The sequence below is a fragment of the Amycolatopsis sp. NPDC058278 genome (genome assembly GCF_042881395.1).
Lineage (GTDB): Bacteria > Actinomycetota > Actinomycetes > Mycobacteriales > Pseudonocardiaceae > Amycolatopsis.
In genome coordinates this window covers 1-13,517 of the sequence record NZ_JBHVXZ010000188.1, presented here as the reverse complement: position 1 = coordinate 13,517, position 13,517 = coordinate 1, and the positions used below count along the sequence as shown (strand labels likewise).

The following is a 13,517-nucleotide window of genomic DNA, read 5'->3' as shown; positions in this document are numbered from 1 at the left end:
GCGGCCCCGCGCCGGCGTTCGACCGCGTCGTGCTGCCCTGGGAAACCGCCTACGCGGCGACGTTCCGGATCCAGGTGTCGCTGGACGGCGGCACCTGGACCGACGTCGCCGCGGTCGACAACAGCCCGAAACCGCTGACCTTCCTCGTCAACGGCGTGAAGATCTTCGCCCGCGGCGGCAGCTGGGGCTGGGACGAACTGCTGCGCCGGATGCCGGCCGAGCGGGCCGACGCCGTCGTCGCGATGCACCGCGACATGAACTTCACGCTGATCCGCAACTGGGTCGGCTCGTCGTACCGGCCGGAGCTGTTCGACGCCTGCGACAAGTACGGCATCCTGCTGTGGAACGAGTTCTGGGACGGCTGGTCGACCGACCCGGCCAACCACGACATCTTCCTGGCCCAGGCGGAGGACACGGTGCTGCGCTACCGCCACCACCCGTGCGCGACCGTCTGGTTCGGCTGCAACGAGGGCACCCCGCCGCCTTCCCTCGACAACGCGCTGCGCGACCTCGTCCACACGCACACCGACCTGCTCTACCAGGGCAATTCGGCGGGCGGCGTGATCACCGGCGACGGACCGTACTACTGGCAGGACCCGAAGCGGTACTTCTCGGGCGAGGCGACCGGCGGCAAGTACGGGTTCTGGAGCGAGATCGGGCTGCCGACGGTGTCGGTCGTCGAGAGCATGCGCAACCTGGTCGGCGCCGGGGACCCCGGCTGGCCGATCGGCGCGCCCTGGCTCCTGCACGACTGGTCGACGGGCGGCAACCAGTCGCCGCAGAGCTACCTCGCGGCGATCGACGCCCGGCTCGCGCCGTCGACGAGCCTGGCCGAGTTCTGCCGCAAGGCGCAGTTCGTCAACTACGAGAGCATGCGCGCCATCTTCGAGGCGTGGAACGCGAGGCTGTGGGCCGACGCCACCGGTGTGCTGCTGTGGATGTCGCACCCGGCGTGGCACAGCACGGTGTGGCAGACCTACGACTACGACCTCGACGTCAACGGCAGCTACTACGGCGCACGCAAGGGGTGCGAGGCCCGGCACGTCCAAGCCGACCTCACGACGTGGCAGGTGCGCGTGGTCAACCACACGCCGGGCGCGCTGACCGGCGTGACCGTCACCGCGCGGCTCCACGGCCTCGACGGGGCGGCGCTCGGTGAAGCCCGGCAGCAGAAGCTCGACGTGGCCCCGGTTTCGGCCGCGGCCGGGTTCACCGTCCCGTTCGCCGACGGCCTGCCGGACCTGCACCTGCTCCGGCTGACCCTGACCGACGGCCGCGGCACGGTGCTGTCGGAGAACACGTACTGGCGGTACCGGACGGACGCGGCGATGCGCGCGCTCAACCAGCTCCCGGGCGCGCGCCTGAGCACGTCGCTGCGGCCGGACGGCGACGCCTACACCGCGACGATCCGCAACGAGGGGCGGACGGTCGCGGCGATGATCCGGCTGTCGCTGCGCGAACGCAACGGCACCGACCGCGTGCTGCCGACCCGCTACGGCGACAACTACTTCTGGCTGCTGCCGGGGGAGAGCCGCACGATCCGCGTCGAGCCGCGGCGGCGGGTAGCGAACGCGAAACTGCTGGTGGAGGCGTACAACGTGGCCGCGAAGCTGAGCTAGCCGCGGTTTTTGTCGGACCCCACCGCTACGCTGGCGGGGCTCGCGAGCGGGGAGTTCCGGTGCGTGGCTGTGGGTCGCGATTCCGGAGCGAGTGGAGGGGTGGCACGTGTTCCCCTCACCGTCCGCCGACGACCAGCCCGGAGCCGATCCGGGTCTCGGTTCTCCTCGCTCGCGGGCCTGACGTGGGGGAGGGGCGGTCATCGAAGAGCTGTACCGGACGGTGCTGGCCAGAGCGGCGTACCAGGACGCGTTCTTCGCGTGGCCACGCGAAGAGAAGGAGCGGTACGTCGCGCTGCTGCGGGCGGCGGATCCGGCGTGGGCGCCGGGTTTCCTGCGCTGGCTGCGGGTCGAGACCCCGATGCGGTACGCGGCACTCGCCGGGGCGGCGGCGTTCGTGGCCGGGCGGCTGGAGCGCGGTGAGCACGGGGTCTCGCGGCAGGTGATCGCGTCGGTGCTGCGCCGCGCCGACGACCCGGGGCACCTGCTGGCGTACTGGAGTTTCGCGTACGGGCCGTCGCTGCCGAAGCCGGTGAAGCGCGCCGTGGCCGACGCGGTGACCCGCCTGTACGACGAGCCGGCCCTGCTGGCGTACGACGACGGCGGCCACCACTTCGAGATGGGCTTCATCCGCGCCGACCTGCCGTGGCTGCACGGCGTCGGCACGCCCCGGCCCCTGCGGTTCGGCGAGGTGATCAGGCGCGTCCACCCGAAGGCCCGCGACGGCGCACAGGGCGACCTGTTCCGGCACGCACTGGCCCGGCGGCACGGGAAGGTCCGGACGATCCCGGAAACGTTGCCGCTGGTGCGGAGCTGGGCCGGGATCCCTGGTGAGGGGAACGGATTCGAGGCGGCCCCGGCGGGAGGCTCCGGTGGGCGCGAGGCTGACGTGGGCGGCTTGTCGGCGGCCAGGGCCGGGGCCGGAGACGAGGTGCGGCGGCAGGTTCCGGCGGCGGCCGGGCTCGTGGGGCGGGGCCGGCTGGCGGGGGAGTCGGCGGCCGAGGTGGCGGCCGGATCGCCGCAGCGAGGCCGTGTGGCAGCACGGCCCGGAGACCCGGCGGCTGCGCACCAAGCGGTGGCCGGGCCGCTGCACCTGCTCGGCCGGCTCCGTGCGAACTCCGGCCACCCGCCGCCCGGACAGTGGCTTGCCCAGCTGCGGCGGGCCACCACCCCCGCACACGCCGAAACCCTCCTCGCGGCCCTGCCCGTGGCCGACCTGCTGGCCCGGCCCGGCGGCCTCGCCCGGCTGGAACCGCTGATCCCGCACCTGCCCCTCGCCGCCCTGCTTGCCCACCTGCGCCGGCTCGATGCCGCCGGGATGGGGTTCGAGACCGCCATGGCCGTTGCCGCGCGGATCGGGGATCCCGGCGAAGTCCGCGCGTCCGGGGTGGGGCCGCTGCGGTTCGCCGCGGCCTGGGCCGGCGTGGACAGCCGGCGGTGGGAACCCGCCCTCGCCGCCGGTGCGCGGCACAGCCTCGGCGCCGTCCCCCGGCTGCGGGGGCGCACCCTCGTCGTGGTCGAACCGCGCAGCGACACCCGGATCGTCTTCGGGCTCGCCCTGGCGCAGCGGTGCGAGGACGCCGACGTCGTCCTCCTCGGCGGCGGGCGGTTCCCGCTCGAGCCGGAAGAATCCCCGCTGCACGCCCTGATCCGCTGGCACTCCACGGACCTGCGCACCGCCGCACCCGCCACCGCCGGGCACGACCGGGTCGTCCTCGTCACCGAGCAGTACCTCGAGGAGGAGGAGCCGGTCATCCCCGCCGGGGTCCCGCTCTACGTCTGGGAGAGCAGGCGCCACAGCCGGCACGAGCACGAACCGGAGTTCGCGCCCGGGTCGCCGCGCGTGTTCTTCCGCGGGCTCGGCGACGCGTCCTTCCGGCTCATCCCCTGGTGGGAGGAATTCGTCGGCCAGCACCAGATCGGAAGCTGATTTCGTCGTCGGCGACGAACTAGGCTGGCGGCGTCGCGCCTAGCTTCGGGAGGTGCTCGTTTCCGTGAAACTGCGCCCGCACGCCGGCCTCGCCCGCGTCCTCGACGACCTGGGCGGCACGCTCCTGGACCTGGTGCTCGGGGACGGCGACCGCCCGGGCAGCATCGGCGGCGTCGCCATCCACGATCCGCTCGACGAGCCCGCGCTGCCGAAGAACGCCCTGGTGCTGGGCGTCGGCCTCGCCGACCCCGACGAGGTCGTGCGGCAGCTGCGGACGCTGGCCCGCCAAGACGCGGCCGGGCTCGTGCTGCGCGCCCCGGTCACGGTGACCGCGGCGATCACCGCCGCCGTCGAGGAGACCGGCGTCGCCCTGCTCAGCCTGGCCCGGGGCGCGTCCTGGACCCAGCTCGCCGCGATGCTGCGGTCGCTGCTGGCCGAGGGCGACGTCGGCGACGCCCAGCCGGAGACGCTGGCCGGGCTGCCGTCGGGTGACCTGTTCGCGGTGGCCAACGCGATCGCCGCTCTGATCGACGCGCCCGTCACCATCGAGGACCGGCGGTCCCGGGTGCTCGCGTTCTCCGGACGGCAGGACGAAGCCGACCCCTCGCGCGTCGAGACCATCCTGGGCCGGCAGGTCCCCGAGCGGTTCGCCCGGATGCTGGCCGAGCGCGGGGTGTTCCGCGAGCTCTACCGCAGCGATCAGCCGGTCTACGTCGACCGGCCGGAGGAAAGCCCGGCCGGGTTCATGCTCCCGCGCGTCGCCGTCGCGGTCCGTGCGGGCGACGAGATCCTCGGCTCGATCTGGGCCGCGGTGAGCGAGCCGCTGACGCCCGACCGCGCGCAGGCGCTGCGTGACGCGGCCCGCCTGGTGGCCCTGCACCTGCTGCGCGTCCGGGCGGGCGCCGACGTCGAACGGCGGCTGCGCGCGGACCTGCTGAGCACCGCCCTCGAAGGCGGGCCCGCCGCGCGCGAGGCGCTGAGCCGGCTCGGCCTTGCCGACCAGCCGGTCGTCGTGCTGGCGCTCGCGGTGCTCGACACCGGGGCCGCCGGCGCCGAGCTCGCGGCCGGCCGCCAGCGCCTCAGCGACGGGCTGGCGATGCACCTGAGCGCGGTGCACCCGCGGTGCGCCGCGGCGCTCGTCGGCGACACGGCCTACGGGCTGGTGCCGGTGACCCGCGACACCGACGCCGAGCAACGCGCCCTGCGGATCGCCACGGACTTCCTGGACCGGGTCGGCGACCGCGTCCGCGCGGTGGTCGGCATCGGCCCGGTGGCGCGCAGCGCGGCCGAGCTGCCGGAAGCCCGCGGCAGCGCGGACCGGGCGGTGCGCGTGCTCCGGTCGGGCAGCGGCGCCGGCCGCCGGGTCGCGCTGCTGGCCGACGTGCACGTCGAGGCCCTGCTGCTGGAACTGCAGGACCTGGTCGCCGCGCGCGGCGACCGCCCGACCGGCGCGGTCGCCCGCCTGCTCGACTACGACGCCCAGCACCAAGCCCACCTGGTGGAGACGCTGCGAGCCTGGCTGGACGCGTTCGGCGACGTCATCGCGGCGTCCGCGGCGGTCCACGTGCACCCGAACACCTTCCGCTACCGCCTGCGCCGCCTCGCCGAGGTCGGCGGCTTCGACCTGACGGACCCGGAAGCGAGGTTCGCGGCCATGCTCCAGCTCCGCGTGGTAGCCCCACCGGCCCGTGATCGGAAGGCCGGCACGCGTGATCGGAAGGCCGACACGCGTGATTGAAGGGTCGACACGGCGGAATACGGGGCGGGCCCGCGGAAATTGCGTTGGCCGCCGGTGCGCCCGTCGCTACCCTTCCCCGGAACCCGTCCACCGCGTCGACCGAAGGGAGCCGGCCGTGCGTCACCGCATCGCTGCCGCTTCCCGTCCGCGGTCCGAGGTGATCCTGGTGTCTTCGCGTTCCCGGTGCCTGCCGCGCGGCTCGCACCGGACCCCGTGACGCGTTCCTGAAGCCGTCACGGGGAATCGCGCCGTCCCGATCACTTCGTCCACAAGGACCGTGTCGTGCGCAACCGACCCCTGACCACCGTCCGCAACCTGGGCATCCTCGCCCACGTCGACGCGGGAAAGACCACCGTCACCGAACGGATCCTCCACCGCACCGGCGCCACCCACAAGACCGGCGAGGTCCACGACGGCACCACCGTCACCGACTTCGACCCGCAGGAACGCGACCGCGGCATCACCATTTTCGCCGCGGCCGTCAGCTGCACGTGGAACGACCACCGGCTCACCCTCATCGACACCCCCGGCCACGTCGACTTCACCGCCGAGGTCGAGCGGTCGCTGCGGGTGCTCGACAGCGCCATCGCCGTGTTCGACGCCGTCGCCGGGGTCGAACCGCAGAGCGAAACCGTGTGGCGCCAGGCCGACCGGCACGGCGTGCCGCGGATCGCGTTCGTCAACAAGCTCGACCGCGCGGGCGCCGACCTCGACGCCGCCGTCGCTTCGATCCGGGCGCGGCTGCACCCGGCACCGCTGGTCGTGCAGCTGCCGATCGGGCGCGAGGACGGCTTCACCGGCGTCGTCGACCTGCTGCGCCTGCGGGACCGGGACGTCCCGGGCGACCTCGTCGCCGAGGCCCGCCGCCGGCGCCGCGCGCTGGAGGAGGCGGTCGCCGAGCTGCACCCGGTGGCCCTCGACGAGTTCTGCGCCACCGGCACGGTCTCGGCCGAGACACTGGAGAAGGCGCTGCGAGAGCTGACCCTCAGCGGCGACGGGCTCGTCGTGCTGTGCGGGGCGGCCTACCGCGACCGCGGGATCGAGCCGCTGCTCGACGCCGTCGTCGCGTACCTGCCGTCGCCGGCGGACGTCCCGCCGGTGCGGCCCGACCGGCCCGCCGACCCGGCGGCGCCGTTGGCCGCACTGGTGTTCAAGGTCGTCTCGGCGACGACGGGACGGCTGACGTACCTGCGGGTGTATTCGGGAACGCTGCGGAAGGGAGACCAGGTGACGGACGCGGGACGCACCGAGCGCATCGCGCGCGTCCTGCGCGTGCAGGCCGACCGCCATTCCGAAGTGGACAGTGCGGCGGCCGGCGACATCGTGGCGGTCGCCGGGCCGAAGGCGGCGCGCGTCGGCGCCACCCTCTGCGCGCCCGGCGACCCGGTGCTGCTGGAGCCGCCGGTGACGGCGGACCCGGTGGTCTCGGTGGCGGTCGAACCCCGGCGGGCCGGCGACGGCGAGCGGCTGACGGCGGCCCTGGCGCGGCTGGCCGAGGAGGACCCGTCGCTGGTCGTGCGGGTCGATCCGGAGACCGGGCAGACGGTGCTGTCCGGGCTGGGTGAGCTGCACCTGGAGGTGGCGGTGGAGAAGCTGCGCCGCGACCGCGGCCTGGAGGTCGCGGTGGGCCGTCCTTCGGTGGCGCACCGCGAGACGGTGGTCAGCGGCGTGACGGGGCTGGTGTACCGCCACGTCAAGCAGGACGGCGGGGCGGGCCAGTTCGCCCACGTGGTGCTGGACGTCTCGCCGGCGCCGGAGGGCTTCGAGTTCGCCTCGGCGGTCGTCGGCGGCCGGGTGCCGCGCGAGTACGTCCGCGCGGTCGAGGCCGGCTGCCGGGACGCGCTGGCGGAGGGGCCGCTGGGCGGGCACCCGGTGACGGGCCTGCGCGTGACGCTGACCGACGGGGCGACGCACCCCAAGGACTCGTCGGACCTGGCGTTCCGCACGGCGGGCCGGCTAGGGCTGCGTGAGGCGCTGCGCTCGTCGGTGCTGCGCCTGCTCGAGCCGGTGGCCGAGGTGGTGGTCACGGTCCCGCCCGACGCGGTCGGCGGCGTGCTCGGCGACCTCGCCGCCCGCCGCGGCCGGGTGCCCGGCTCGGCGGTCCGGCCGGGTTCGGCGGTGGTGACGGCCACGGTGCCGGTGGCGGAGCTGTTCGGCTACGCGAACCGGCTGCGGAGCCGCACGCAGGGCCGCGGCACGTTCACCGCCCGTCCGGCGGGGTTCGCGCCGGTGCCGTGAGCTCGAGGGTGGCGAGCCGGGGTTTGCCCGGCTCGCCACCCATCCGGCGTGTCGACCCGGCAATCACGCGTGTCGACGCCCCGATCACGCGTGCCGGCCGTTCCGTCACGGAGGGACCGGCACGGATCCGCGCTCAGCCGCGCGGCAGCGACGCCACCCCGGCCAGCAGCCGGTCCACGTCGTCGTCGGTCGTGTACGGGGCGATCCCCGCCCGGACCGCCCCCGTGTCGCCCAGCCCCAACCGCCGGGAGCACTCGATCGCGTAGAAACTCCCCGCCGGTGCGTTCACCCCCTGCGCCCCGAGGTGCTCGTACACCGCCTGCGAAGCGATCCCCTCCACCGAGAACAGCATCGTCGGAGTTCCGGTGCCGCCCCGGCGCGCCGTACCGCGTGACGCCCGGCAGGGCGGCCAGGCCGGCGTCGAGCCGAGCCAGCAGCGCGTCCTCGTGCGACTCCAGCCCCGCCATCGACGCCACCAACCGCGACCGGCGCGGGCCCGTTCCCGGCACCAGCCCCGCGAGAAAATCGATCGCCGCGGTCGTGCCCGCCAGCAGTTCGTACGGCAGCGTGCCCAGCTCGAACCGCTCCGGGACCGCGTTGGCCGACGGCAGCAGCTTGTCCGGGTGCAGCGTCTCGAGCAGGGCCGGTGCCGCCGCGACCACGCCGAGGTGCGGCCCGAGGAACTTGTACGGCGAGCACGCGTAGAAATCGGCCCCGAGGGTCGTGACGTCGACCGCGGCGTGCGGGGTCAGGTGGACGCCGTCGACGTAGAGCAGCGCGCCCGCGTCGTGCACCTCCGCGGCGATCGCCGGGATGTCCGGGCGGGTGCCGAGCAGGTTCGACGCCGCCGTCACCGCGACCAGCCGCGTCCGTTCCGACAGCAGGCCGCCGATCGGCGCGAGTTCGCCCGTGGCCGGGTCGAAGTCCGCCCAGCGGACGGTGGCGCCGGCCGCCGCCGCGGCCTGGACCCACGGGCGGATGTTGGCGTCGTGGTCGAGGCGGGTCACGACGACTTCGTCGCCGGGACCCCACTTCTGGGCCAGCGTCCGGGAGAAGTCGTAGGTCAGCTGCGTCATGCTGCGGCCGAAGACGACGCCGGCCGGGTCGGCGGCGAGCAGGTCGGCGACGGCTTGGCGGGCTTCGGCGACGACCGCGCTCGCCCGGCGTTCGGCCGCGGTGACGACGCCGCGGTTGGCGATCGCCGCGCACAGCGTGCCGGCCACCGCTTCCGCGACGACGTCGGGGACCTGCGAGCCGCCGGGTCCGTCGAAGTGGGCGGCGCCGCCGTCGAGGGCGGGGAAGTGCGCTCGGATCGTCTGAACGTCGTAGGTCACGCCGCCAGCATGCCGAACGGCGCCCACCGGCCTCAAGATCCAGCGTGGCCCTCGAACGTCAGCGTCCGCGGTTGCGGGGGTGCTCCCGCGCCCGGCGCTCGTTGCCGTGCTTGTAGTTGCCGGTCACCCGGGCCATCAGCTGCTGCTGGTCGTCACCCCGCGCCACCGCGGCCAGGAACCGGGCGGCGGCGGCCCCGCGCAGCGTCCCCGCCGGCCGGCCGTGGTGCGTGATGGTCACGGTGCCCTGCTCGTCGCGGTAGGCGAAGCCCTCCGGTGTCCCCATCCGCACAGGGTGGCACGGGCGGCAACCGGTTTTCCCCGGGTCGGTTCGGGGGTTTCCCGGATGGTGCCCGGGCCGGCACCCGACAGAATGCGTGGGGTAGGCGGAGGGGGAGCAGGGTGCGAGGCAGGCTGGGGAACAAGTACGTGCTGGTGGGCGCCCAGCTGCTCGTGCTGGTGGCGGTGCTCGTGTCGTACAACGGCGGCCGGTGGCGGTTCCCGGCCTACCGCGTCGACCTCGACGTCTACCGGCTCGGCTCGGCGGCGCTGTGGCACGGCCAGGCGCTCTACGGCACGCTCCCGCCCACCGGCGACGGTCAGCTCCTGCTCTTCACCTATCCGCCGTTCGCGGCGATCCTGCTGGCCCCGCTGGCCGTCCTGCCGTACTGGGCCGCCTGCCTCGCGCTCACCCTGCTCACGCTCGGCGTGCTGGCGGTGGTCCTGGTGACGGTGCTGCGCGCACTCGGCGCCCGGTGCGACTGGCGGCGGGTGGCGGCGCTGCTGCTGGCCGCCGAGGTGCTGGAACCGGTGCTGCGCACGCTGTACGCCGGGCAGCTCGACCTGCTGCTGCTGGCGCTGGTCGTGCTGGACGTCCTGGTGGACACGCCGCGCTGGCCGCGTGGCCTGCTGATCGGTTTGGCTGCCGCGGTGAAGCTGACGCCGGCGGTGTTCCTGCTGTACTTCCTGCTCCGCCGGGACAGCCGGGCCGCGGTGACCGCCGTCGTGACGTTCCTGGCCGCGACGGCGCTGGGGTTCCTGCTCGCCGGCGCGGACTCGGTGCGGTACTGGACGGGCGCGCTGTGGGACACCGGCCGCGTCGGCGAGCCGACCTACGCCGGCGACCAGTCGCTGCTCGGGCTGGTGGCCAGGGCCGGAGTGCCGCCGGAAGCGCGGACGGCGTGGTGGCTGCCGCTGGTGGCGGTGGTGCTGGTGCTGACGGCGCTGGGCGTGCGGCGCGCGCTGGCCGCGGGGGAGAAGACCGTCGCGCTCGGCCTCAACGCGATCGGGGGGCTGCTGGTCTCGCCGATCTCCTGGACGCATCACTGGGTCTGGGCCGTGGTCGTCCTGCTCGGCTGGGCGGAGCTGGCCCGCCGCACGCGGCGGCGGGGGTTCGCGGTCCTGGCCGGGGCGGGCGCGGTGCTCTTCGTCGCGGGGCCGCAGTGGTGGTGGCCGCGCGGCGGGGAGGTGGAGCGGCAGTGGAACTTCCTCCAGCAGCTCACCGGCAACGGCTACGTCCTTTTCGGACTCGCGGTGCTGCTGACGGCGGTGCTGGTGCGGTTCCCGGAGCGAACCGGCCCGGTCAGCGCCGCGGTGCCGGCCCGCGCCGGAGCCAGCCCGCTCCCAGGATGAGCATCGCGGTGCCGAGCGCCAGGTCGAAGCAGACGCCCGCGGTGTTCATCGGCAGCGCGTCGGTGATCGCGTGCGGCAGCGGGAGCAGCCCGGCGAGCCCCACCAGGGCGTAGCAGGCGCCGGCGACCAGGAGGAAGCGGGCGGCCCAGCGCGAGGAGCGGGTGCAGAACACCGCGGTGGCGCCGGTCAGCAGGTGCACCAGCGTCCACACCCCGGAGACGGCGAGCACCCCGAACAGCACGCGCGGGCCGCCGCCGGCCGGCACCCCGGCCATCAGCTCCAGCGCGGCGAGGACGAGGAACAGCAGGCCGATCAGCATGCCCATGCCCTGCACGGGGGCGGGACCCCGCCGGGGCGCCCGGGTCTCGGGTTCAGTGGCCGTCATGCCTTCGGGGTTCCCCGCCCGAACCCTTTTAAAGCACCACTTCACGGGTATCCGGCCACGATTCGGACCCGATGAGGAGCGAGACGATGACCGAGTACCGCCACAGCGCGACCGCCGACATCCCCGCGGACGAGCTGTTCGCGTTCCTGAGCCACCCGGAGAACCTGCCGCGGTACTTCCCGCAGATGAAAGTCGCCGAGCCGAAGGGCGGGGACAGCGTCCACGTCGAGGCCGAGGTGCACGGCAACCGCGTCGCGAGCGAGGCGTGGCTGCACACCGATCCGGCGACCCGGTCGCTGACGTGGGGCGCGGAGGGCCCGGACGACTACCACGGTGAGCTGCGCATCCGCGACGACGGCCCGGCGTCCTCGGAAATCGTCGTCACGCTGCACAGCGTCCGGGAAGCCGACGGGGACGAGGTCCAGCAGGGCCTCGAACGCACGGTCGCCGCGATGACGCACGCCGCGTCCGCCGACGCCGACGTCGAGGCGGCCGAAGGCCAAGGCGGCTGGACCTCCTACGACGAGAAGAGGGATTCGTCGAGCTGAGGCGGGAACGGCCCGTAGGCGTTGCCGCGGGCGCCCCGGGTGCGCACCGCCGGCACGGCGAACAGGTACTTGAGCAGCTTCGGGGGTGCGGTGCCGCGGCCGCGGGCCCGGGCGGCGGCCGCCCGCCGTTCGACCCGCACCTGGTCGGCCTGCACCCGCTCGATCGCGCGGATCCGGCCGGCCTGCACGGCCGCCAGGTCCGCGGGGGTGACGCCGCCGCGGCGGAAGGCGGGCACCAGCCGGTTCGCCGCGGCGACGGCGTCCTGGACCGCCATCAGGATGCCGTTGCCGCCGACCGGGGAGATGACGTGTGCCGCGTCGCCGAGCAGCAGCAGGCCCGGCCGGTACCAGCGGTCCACGCGGGAGATGTCGACCGACAGGAGCGTGGTCTGGGAGAAGTCCGTGAGCAGATGGGCCCGGTCGGCCAGCCACGGCACGCGTTCGCGCACGAACGCGCGGATCGGTTCCACCCCGCGCTCGCGCAGCGCCGGGTACGAGCCCTTCTCGATGCTGTAGCCGACCTGCCAGTCGCGGACGCCGCCGAGGACGCCGACGTAGGCGTCGCGCCCGAAGTAGAGGTCGAGGTCCGCGTCCGGCGGGTCACCGGGGGAGCGGGGCAGCCGGAACCAGAGCAGGTCGGTGGTCGCGCCGAGCGACCGGGCTTCGAGCCCGGCCAGCCGCCGGACGGTGGAGAACCGGCCGTCGGCACCGACGACGACGGACGCGGCGAGTTCGCCGCCGCGGTGGCGCACGCCGGTCACCGTGCCGTCGCCCGCTTCGAGCAGCCCGGTGACCTTGGCGTTGGTCCGCAGCGTGAACGACGGCAGGGCGCTCGCCCGCTCGGCGAGGAAATCGAGGAACCGCACCTGCGGCATCAGGGCGACGTAGCCGTACGGCGTGCGGAGGCGGTCGTAGTCGGCGGCGCGGTAGACCCCGGCCGGGGTGTGGAAGCGGAACGAGCGCGCCTTGAAGTGGTCGAGTTCGAGCAGGTCCTCGGCCAGGCCCAGCCGGTCGAGCAGTTCGAGGGTGTACGGGTGCAGCGAATCGCCGCGGAAGTCGCGGTCGAAGTCCGACCGCGACTCGAGCACGGTGACTTCGATGCGAGCGCGCGCGAGCAGGTAGCCGAGCAGCAGCCCGCCGGGGCCGCCGCCCGCGATCGCGACGCTCACGGCGCGTCCACTGTGGACAGCCGGAACACCGCCATGCCCGGCAGGTGCTCGAGGATCTGCGCGAGGGTCGCGTCCTGGCGGACCGGGAACGCCCGGATCGCCCACGGCACCGACATCGCGGCCAGGTAGGCGGCGACCACCGCGGCCGCCTCTTCGCCGCCGGCCGGCTCGGCACGGCGCTCCTCGCGGCGGCCGTCGGACAGCAGCGCGCACTCCGGCGTGGCCAGGAGGTTCTCCACCCAGTCGCGGTCGCGGACCGGGGAGACGAGGTACTGCCCGCCGCCGCGCGCGACCACGGCCAGGGGTACGCGCCGCGGCTCGCCGGTGCGGCGTCCCCGCGTCTCGACGACGCGCAGGGCGTACCCGCCTTCCGGCGGCGGCTCGGCGGGGGCGTCGTGCACCTGGCGGCCGGCACCCCGATGGGTACGGTCGACCTCGCGCACGCGCTCAAGATCCGGTCCGCGTCGGCCACCGTGCTCGTCGACCGCCTGGAGGCCGCCGGCCACGTCCGCCGCGGCCCGCACCCCCACGACGGGCGGCGGGTGACCCTCGTCGTCAGCGAGGCGGCCCGCTCCGAGGTCCGGGCCGCGCTGGCCCCGCTGGTCGGCGCCATCACCCGGTTGACGGACGGCTTGGCCCCGGAGCAGGCGGAAGTGGTGGCCCGGTTCCTCGGCGACACCACGGAGATCCTCCGGGCCTACGCCGCCGAGCCGCCGGACGCGGGTTAGCCTGTCACTTTGCTTGTATAACGACCTATACGACGGCTCGTCGAAGAAGAGAAATCAAAGTGACAACGGCGAAAAGCCCGCAAGCGACGGCCGCCGCCGTCTGGACGCTCGCCGTGCAGGCCGTCCGGGCGGCGGTGAGGAGCTCGGGGGCCGCCGCGAAGCCGTGGGCCGCGGCTTCGGCCTGTGCCGGTCCGGCCGAAGC

General features: G+C 74.6%; 11 protein-coding genes and 1 pseudogene. 7 read left to right on the top strand and 5 right to left on the bottom strand.

Going from position 1 to position 13,517, the window contains the following annotated elements; translation table 11 throughout:
• The 4 genes from ACFVYA_RS46880 to fusA all read left to right on the top strand — a co-directional run.
• The coding region (locus tag ACFVYA_RS46880; RefSeq protein ID WP_387054707.1) for a glycoside hydrolase family 2 protein at positions 1-1,619 on the top strand (1,619 nt) is incomplete at its 5' end.
• 220 nt (positions 1,620-1,839) lie between these two features.
• The gene (locus ACFVYA_RS46875; protein ID WP_387054705.1) at positions 1,840-3,546 is read left to right on the top strand and encodes a hypothetical protein; all 1,707 of its coding nucleotides are present in this window, start codon (positions 1,840-1,842) and stop codon (positions 3,544-3,546) included.
• A gap of 52 nt (positions 3,547-3,598) precedes the next feature.
• Positions 3,599-5,284 carry a PucR family transcriptional regulator gene (locus ACFVYA_RS46870; protein ID WP_387054703.1) on the top strand — a complete coding sequence of 562 codons (1,686 nt, stop codon included), beginning with the start codon at positions 3,599-3,601 and terminating at the stop codon, positions 5,282-5,284.
• Positions 5,285-5,566: 282 nt separating this feature from the next.
• On the top strand, positions 5,567-7,522 hold the full coding sequence (gene fusA / locus ACFVYA_RS46865; protein WP_387054701.1) for an elongation factor G: 1,956 nt from the start codon (positions 5,567-5,569) through the stop codon (positions 7,520-7,522).
• A 133-nt stretch (positions 7,523-7,655) separates the two neighbouring features.
• Here fusA and ACFVYA_RS46860 read toward each other — a convergent pair.
• A pseudogene (locus tag ACFVYA_RS46860) lies at positions 7,656-8,856 on the bottom strand (cysteine desulfurase-like protein).
• A gap of 58 nt (positions 8,857-8,914) precedes the next feature.
• Positions 8,915-9,139, bottom strand: coding sequence for a hypothetical protein (locus ACFVYA_RS46855; RefSeq protein WP_285991526.1), 225 nt, complete (start codon positions 9,137-9,139; stop codon positions 8,915-8,917).
• A 116-nt stretch (positions 9,140-9,255) separates the two neighbouring features.
• On the opposite strand from ACFVYA_RS46855, the gene ACFVYA_RS46850 reads away from it, so the two are divergent.
• The gene (locus ACFVYA_RS46850) at positions 9,256-10,485 is read left to right on the top strand and encodes a glycosyltransferase 87 family protein (protein WP_387054698.1); all 1,230 of its coding nucleotides are present in this window, start codon (positions 9,256-9,258) and stop codon (positions 10,483-10,485) included.
• Here the strand turns inward: ACFVYA_RS46850 and ACFVYA_RS46845 are convergent.
• Complete coding sequence (locus ACFVYA_RS46845; RefSeq protein WP_387054696.1) at positions 10,436-10,870, bottom strand: DUF4383 domain-containing protein; 435 nt, start codon at positions 10,868-10,870, stop codon at positions 10,436-10,438. The genes ACFVYA_RS46850 and ACFVYA_RS46845 overlap by 50 nt on opposite strands.
• Before the next feature lie 86 nt (positions 10,871-10,956).
• Between ACFVYA_RS46845 and ACFVYA_RS46840 the strand changes: the two genes are divergently transcribed.
• A complete protein-coding gene (locus tag ACFVYA_RS46840) occupies positions 10,957-11,418 on the top strand; it encodes an SRPBCC family protein (protein WP_285991529.1) in 462 nt (153 codons plus the stop codon).
• Here the strand turns inward: ACFVYA_RS46840 and ACFVYA_RS46835 are convergent.
• The gene (locus ACFVYA_RS46835; RefSeq protein WP_387054694.1) at positions 11,388-12,587 is read right to left on the bottom strand and encodes an FAD-dependent oxidoreductase; all 1,200 of its coding nucleotides are present in this window, start codon (positions 12,585-12,587) and stop codon (positions 11,388-11,390) included. The genes ACFVYA_RS46840 and ACFVYA_RS46835 overlap by 31 nt on opposite strands.
• Positions 12,584-12,988 carry a nitroreductase family deazaflavin-dependent oxidoreductase gene (locus ACFVYA_RS46830; protein ID WP_387054690.1) on the bottom strand — a complete coding sequence of 135 codons (405 nt, stop codon included), beginning with the start codon at positions 12,986-12,988 and terminating at the stop codon, positions 12,584-12,586. The genes ACFVYA_RS46835 and ACFVYA_RS46830 overlap by 4 nt, the downstream gene beginning before the upstream one ends.
• On the opposite strand from ACFVYA_RS46830, the gene ACFVYA_RS46825 reads away from it, so the two are divergent.
• A complete protein-coding gene (locus ACFVYA_RS46825; RefSeq protein WP_387054688.1) occupies positions 12,983-13,315 on the top strand; it encodes a MarR family winged helix-turn-helix transcriptional regulator in 333 nt (110 codons plus the stop codon). The two genes, ACFVYA_RS46830 and ACFVYA_RS46825, sit on opposite strands and share 6 nt — an antisense overlap.
• The last annotated feature ends 202 nt before the right edge of the window (positions 13,316-13,517 follow it).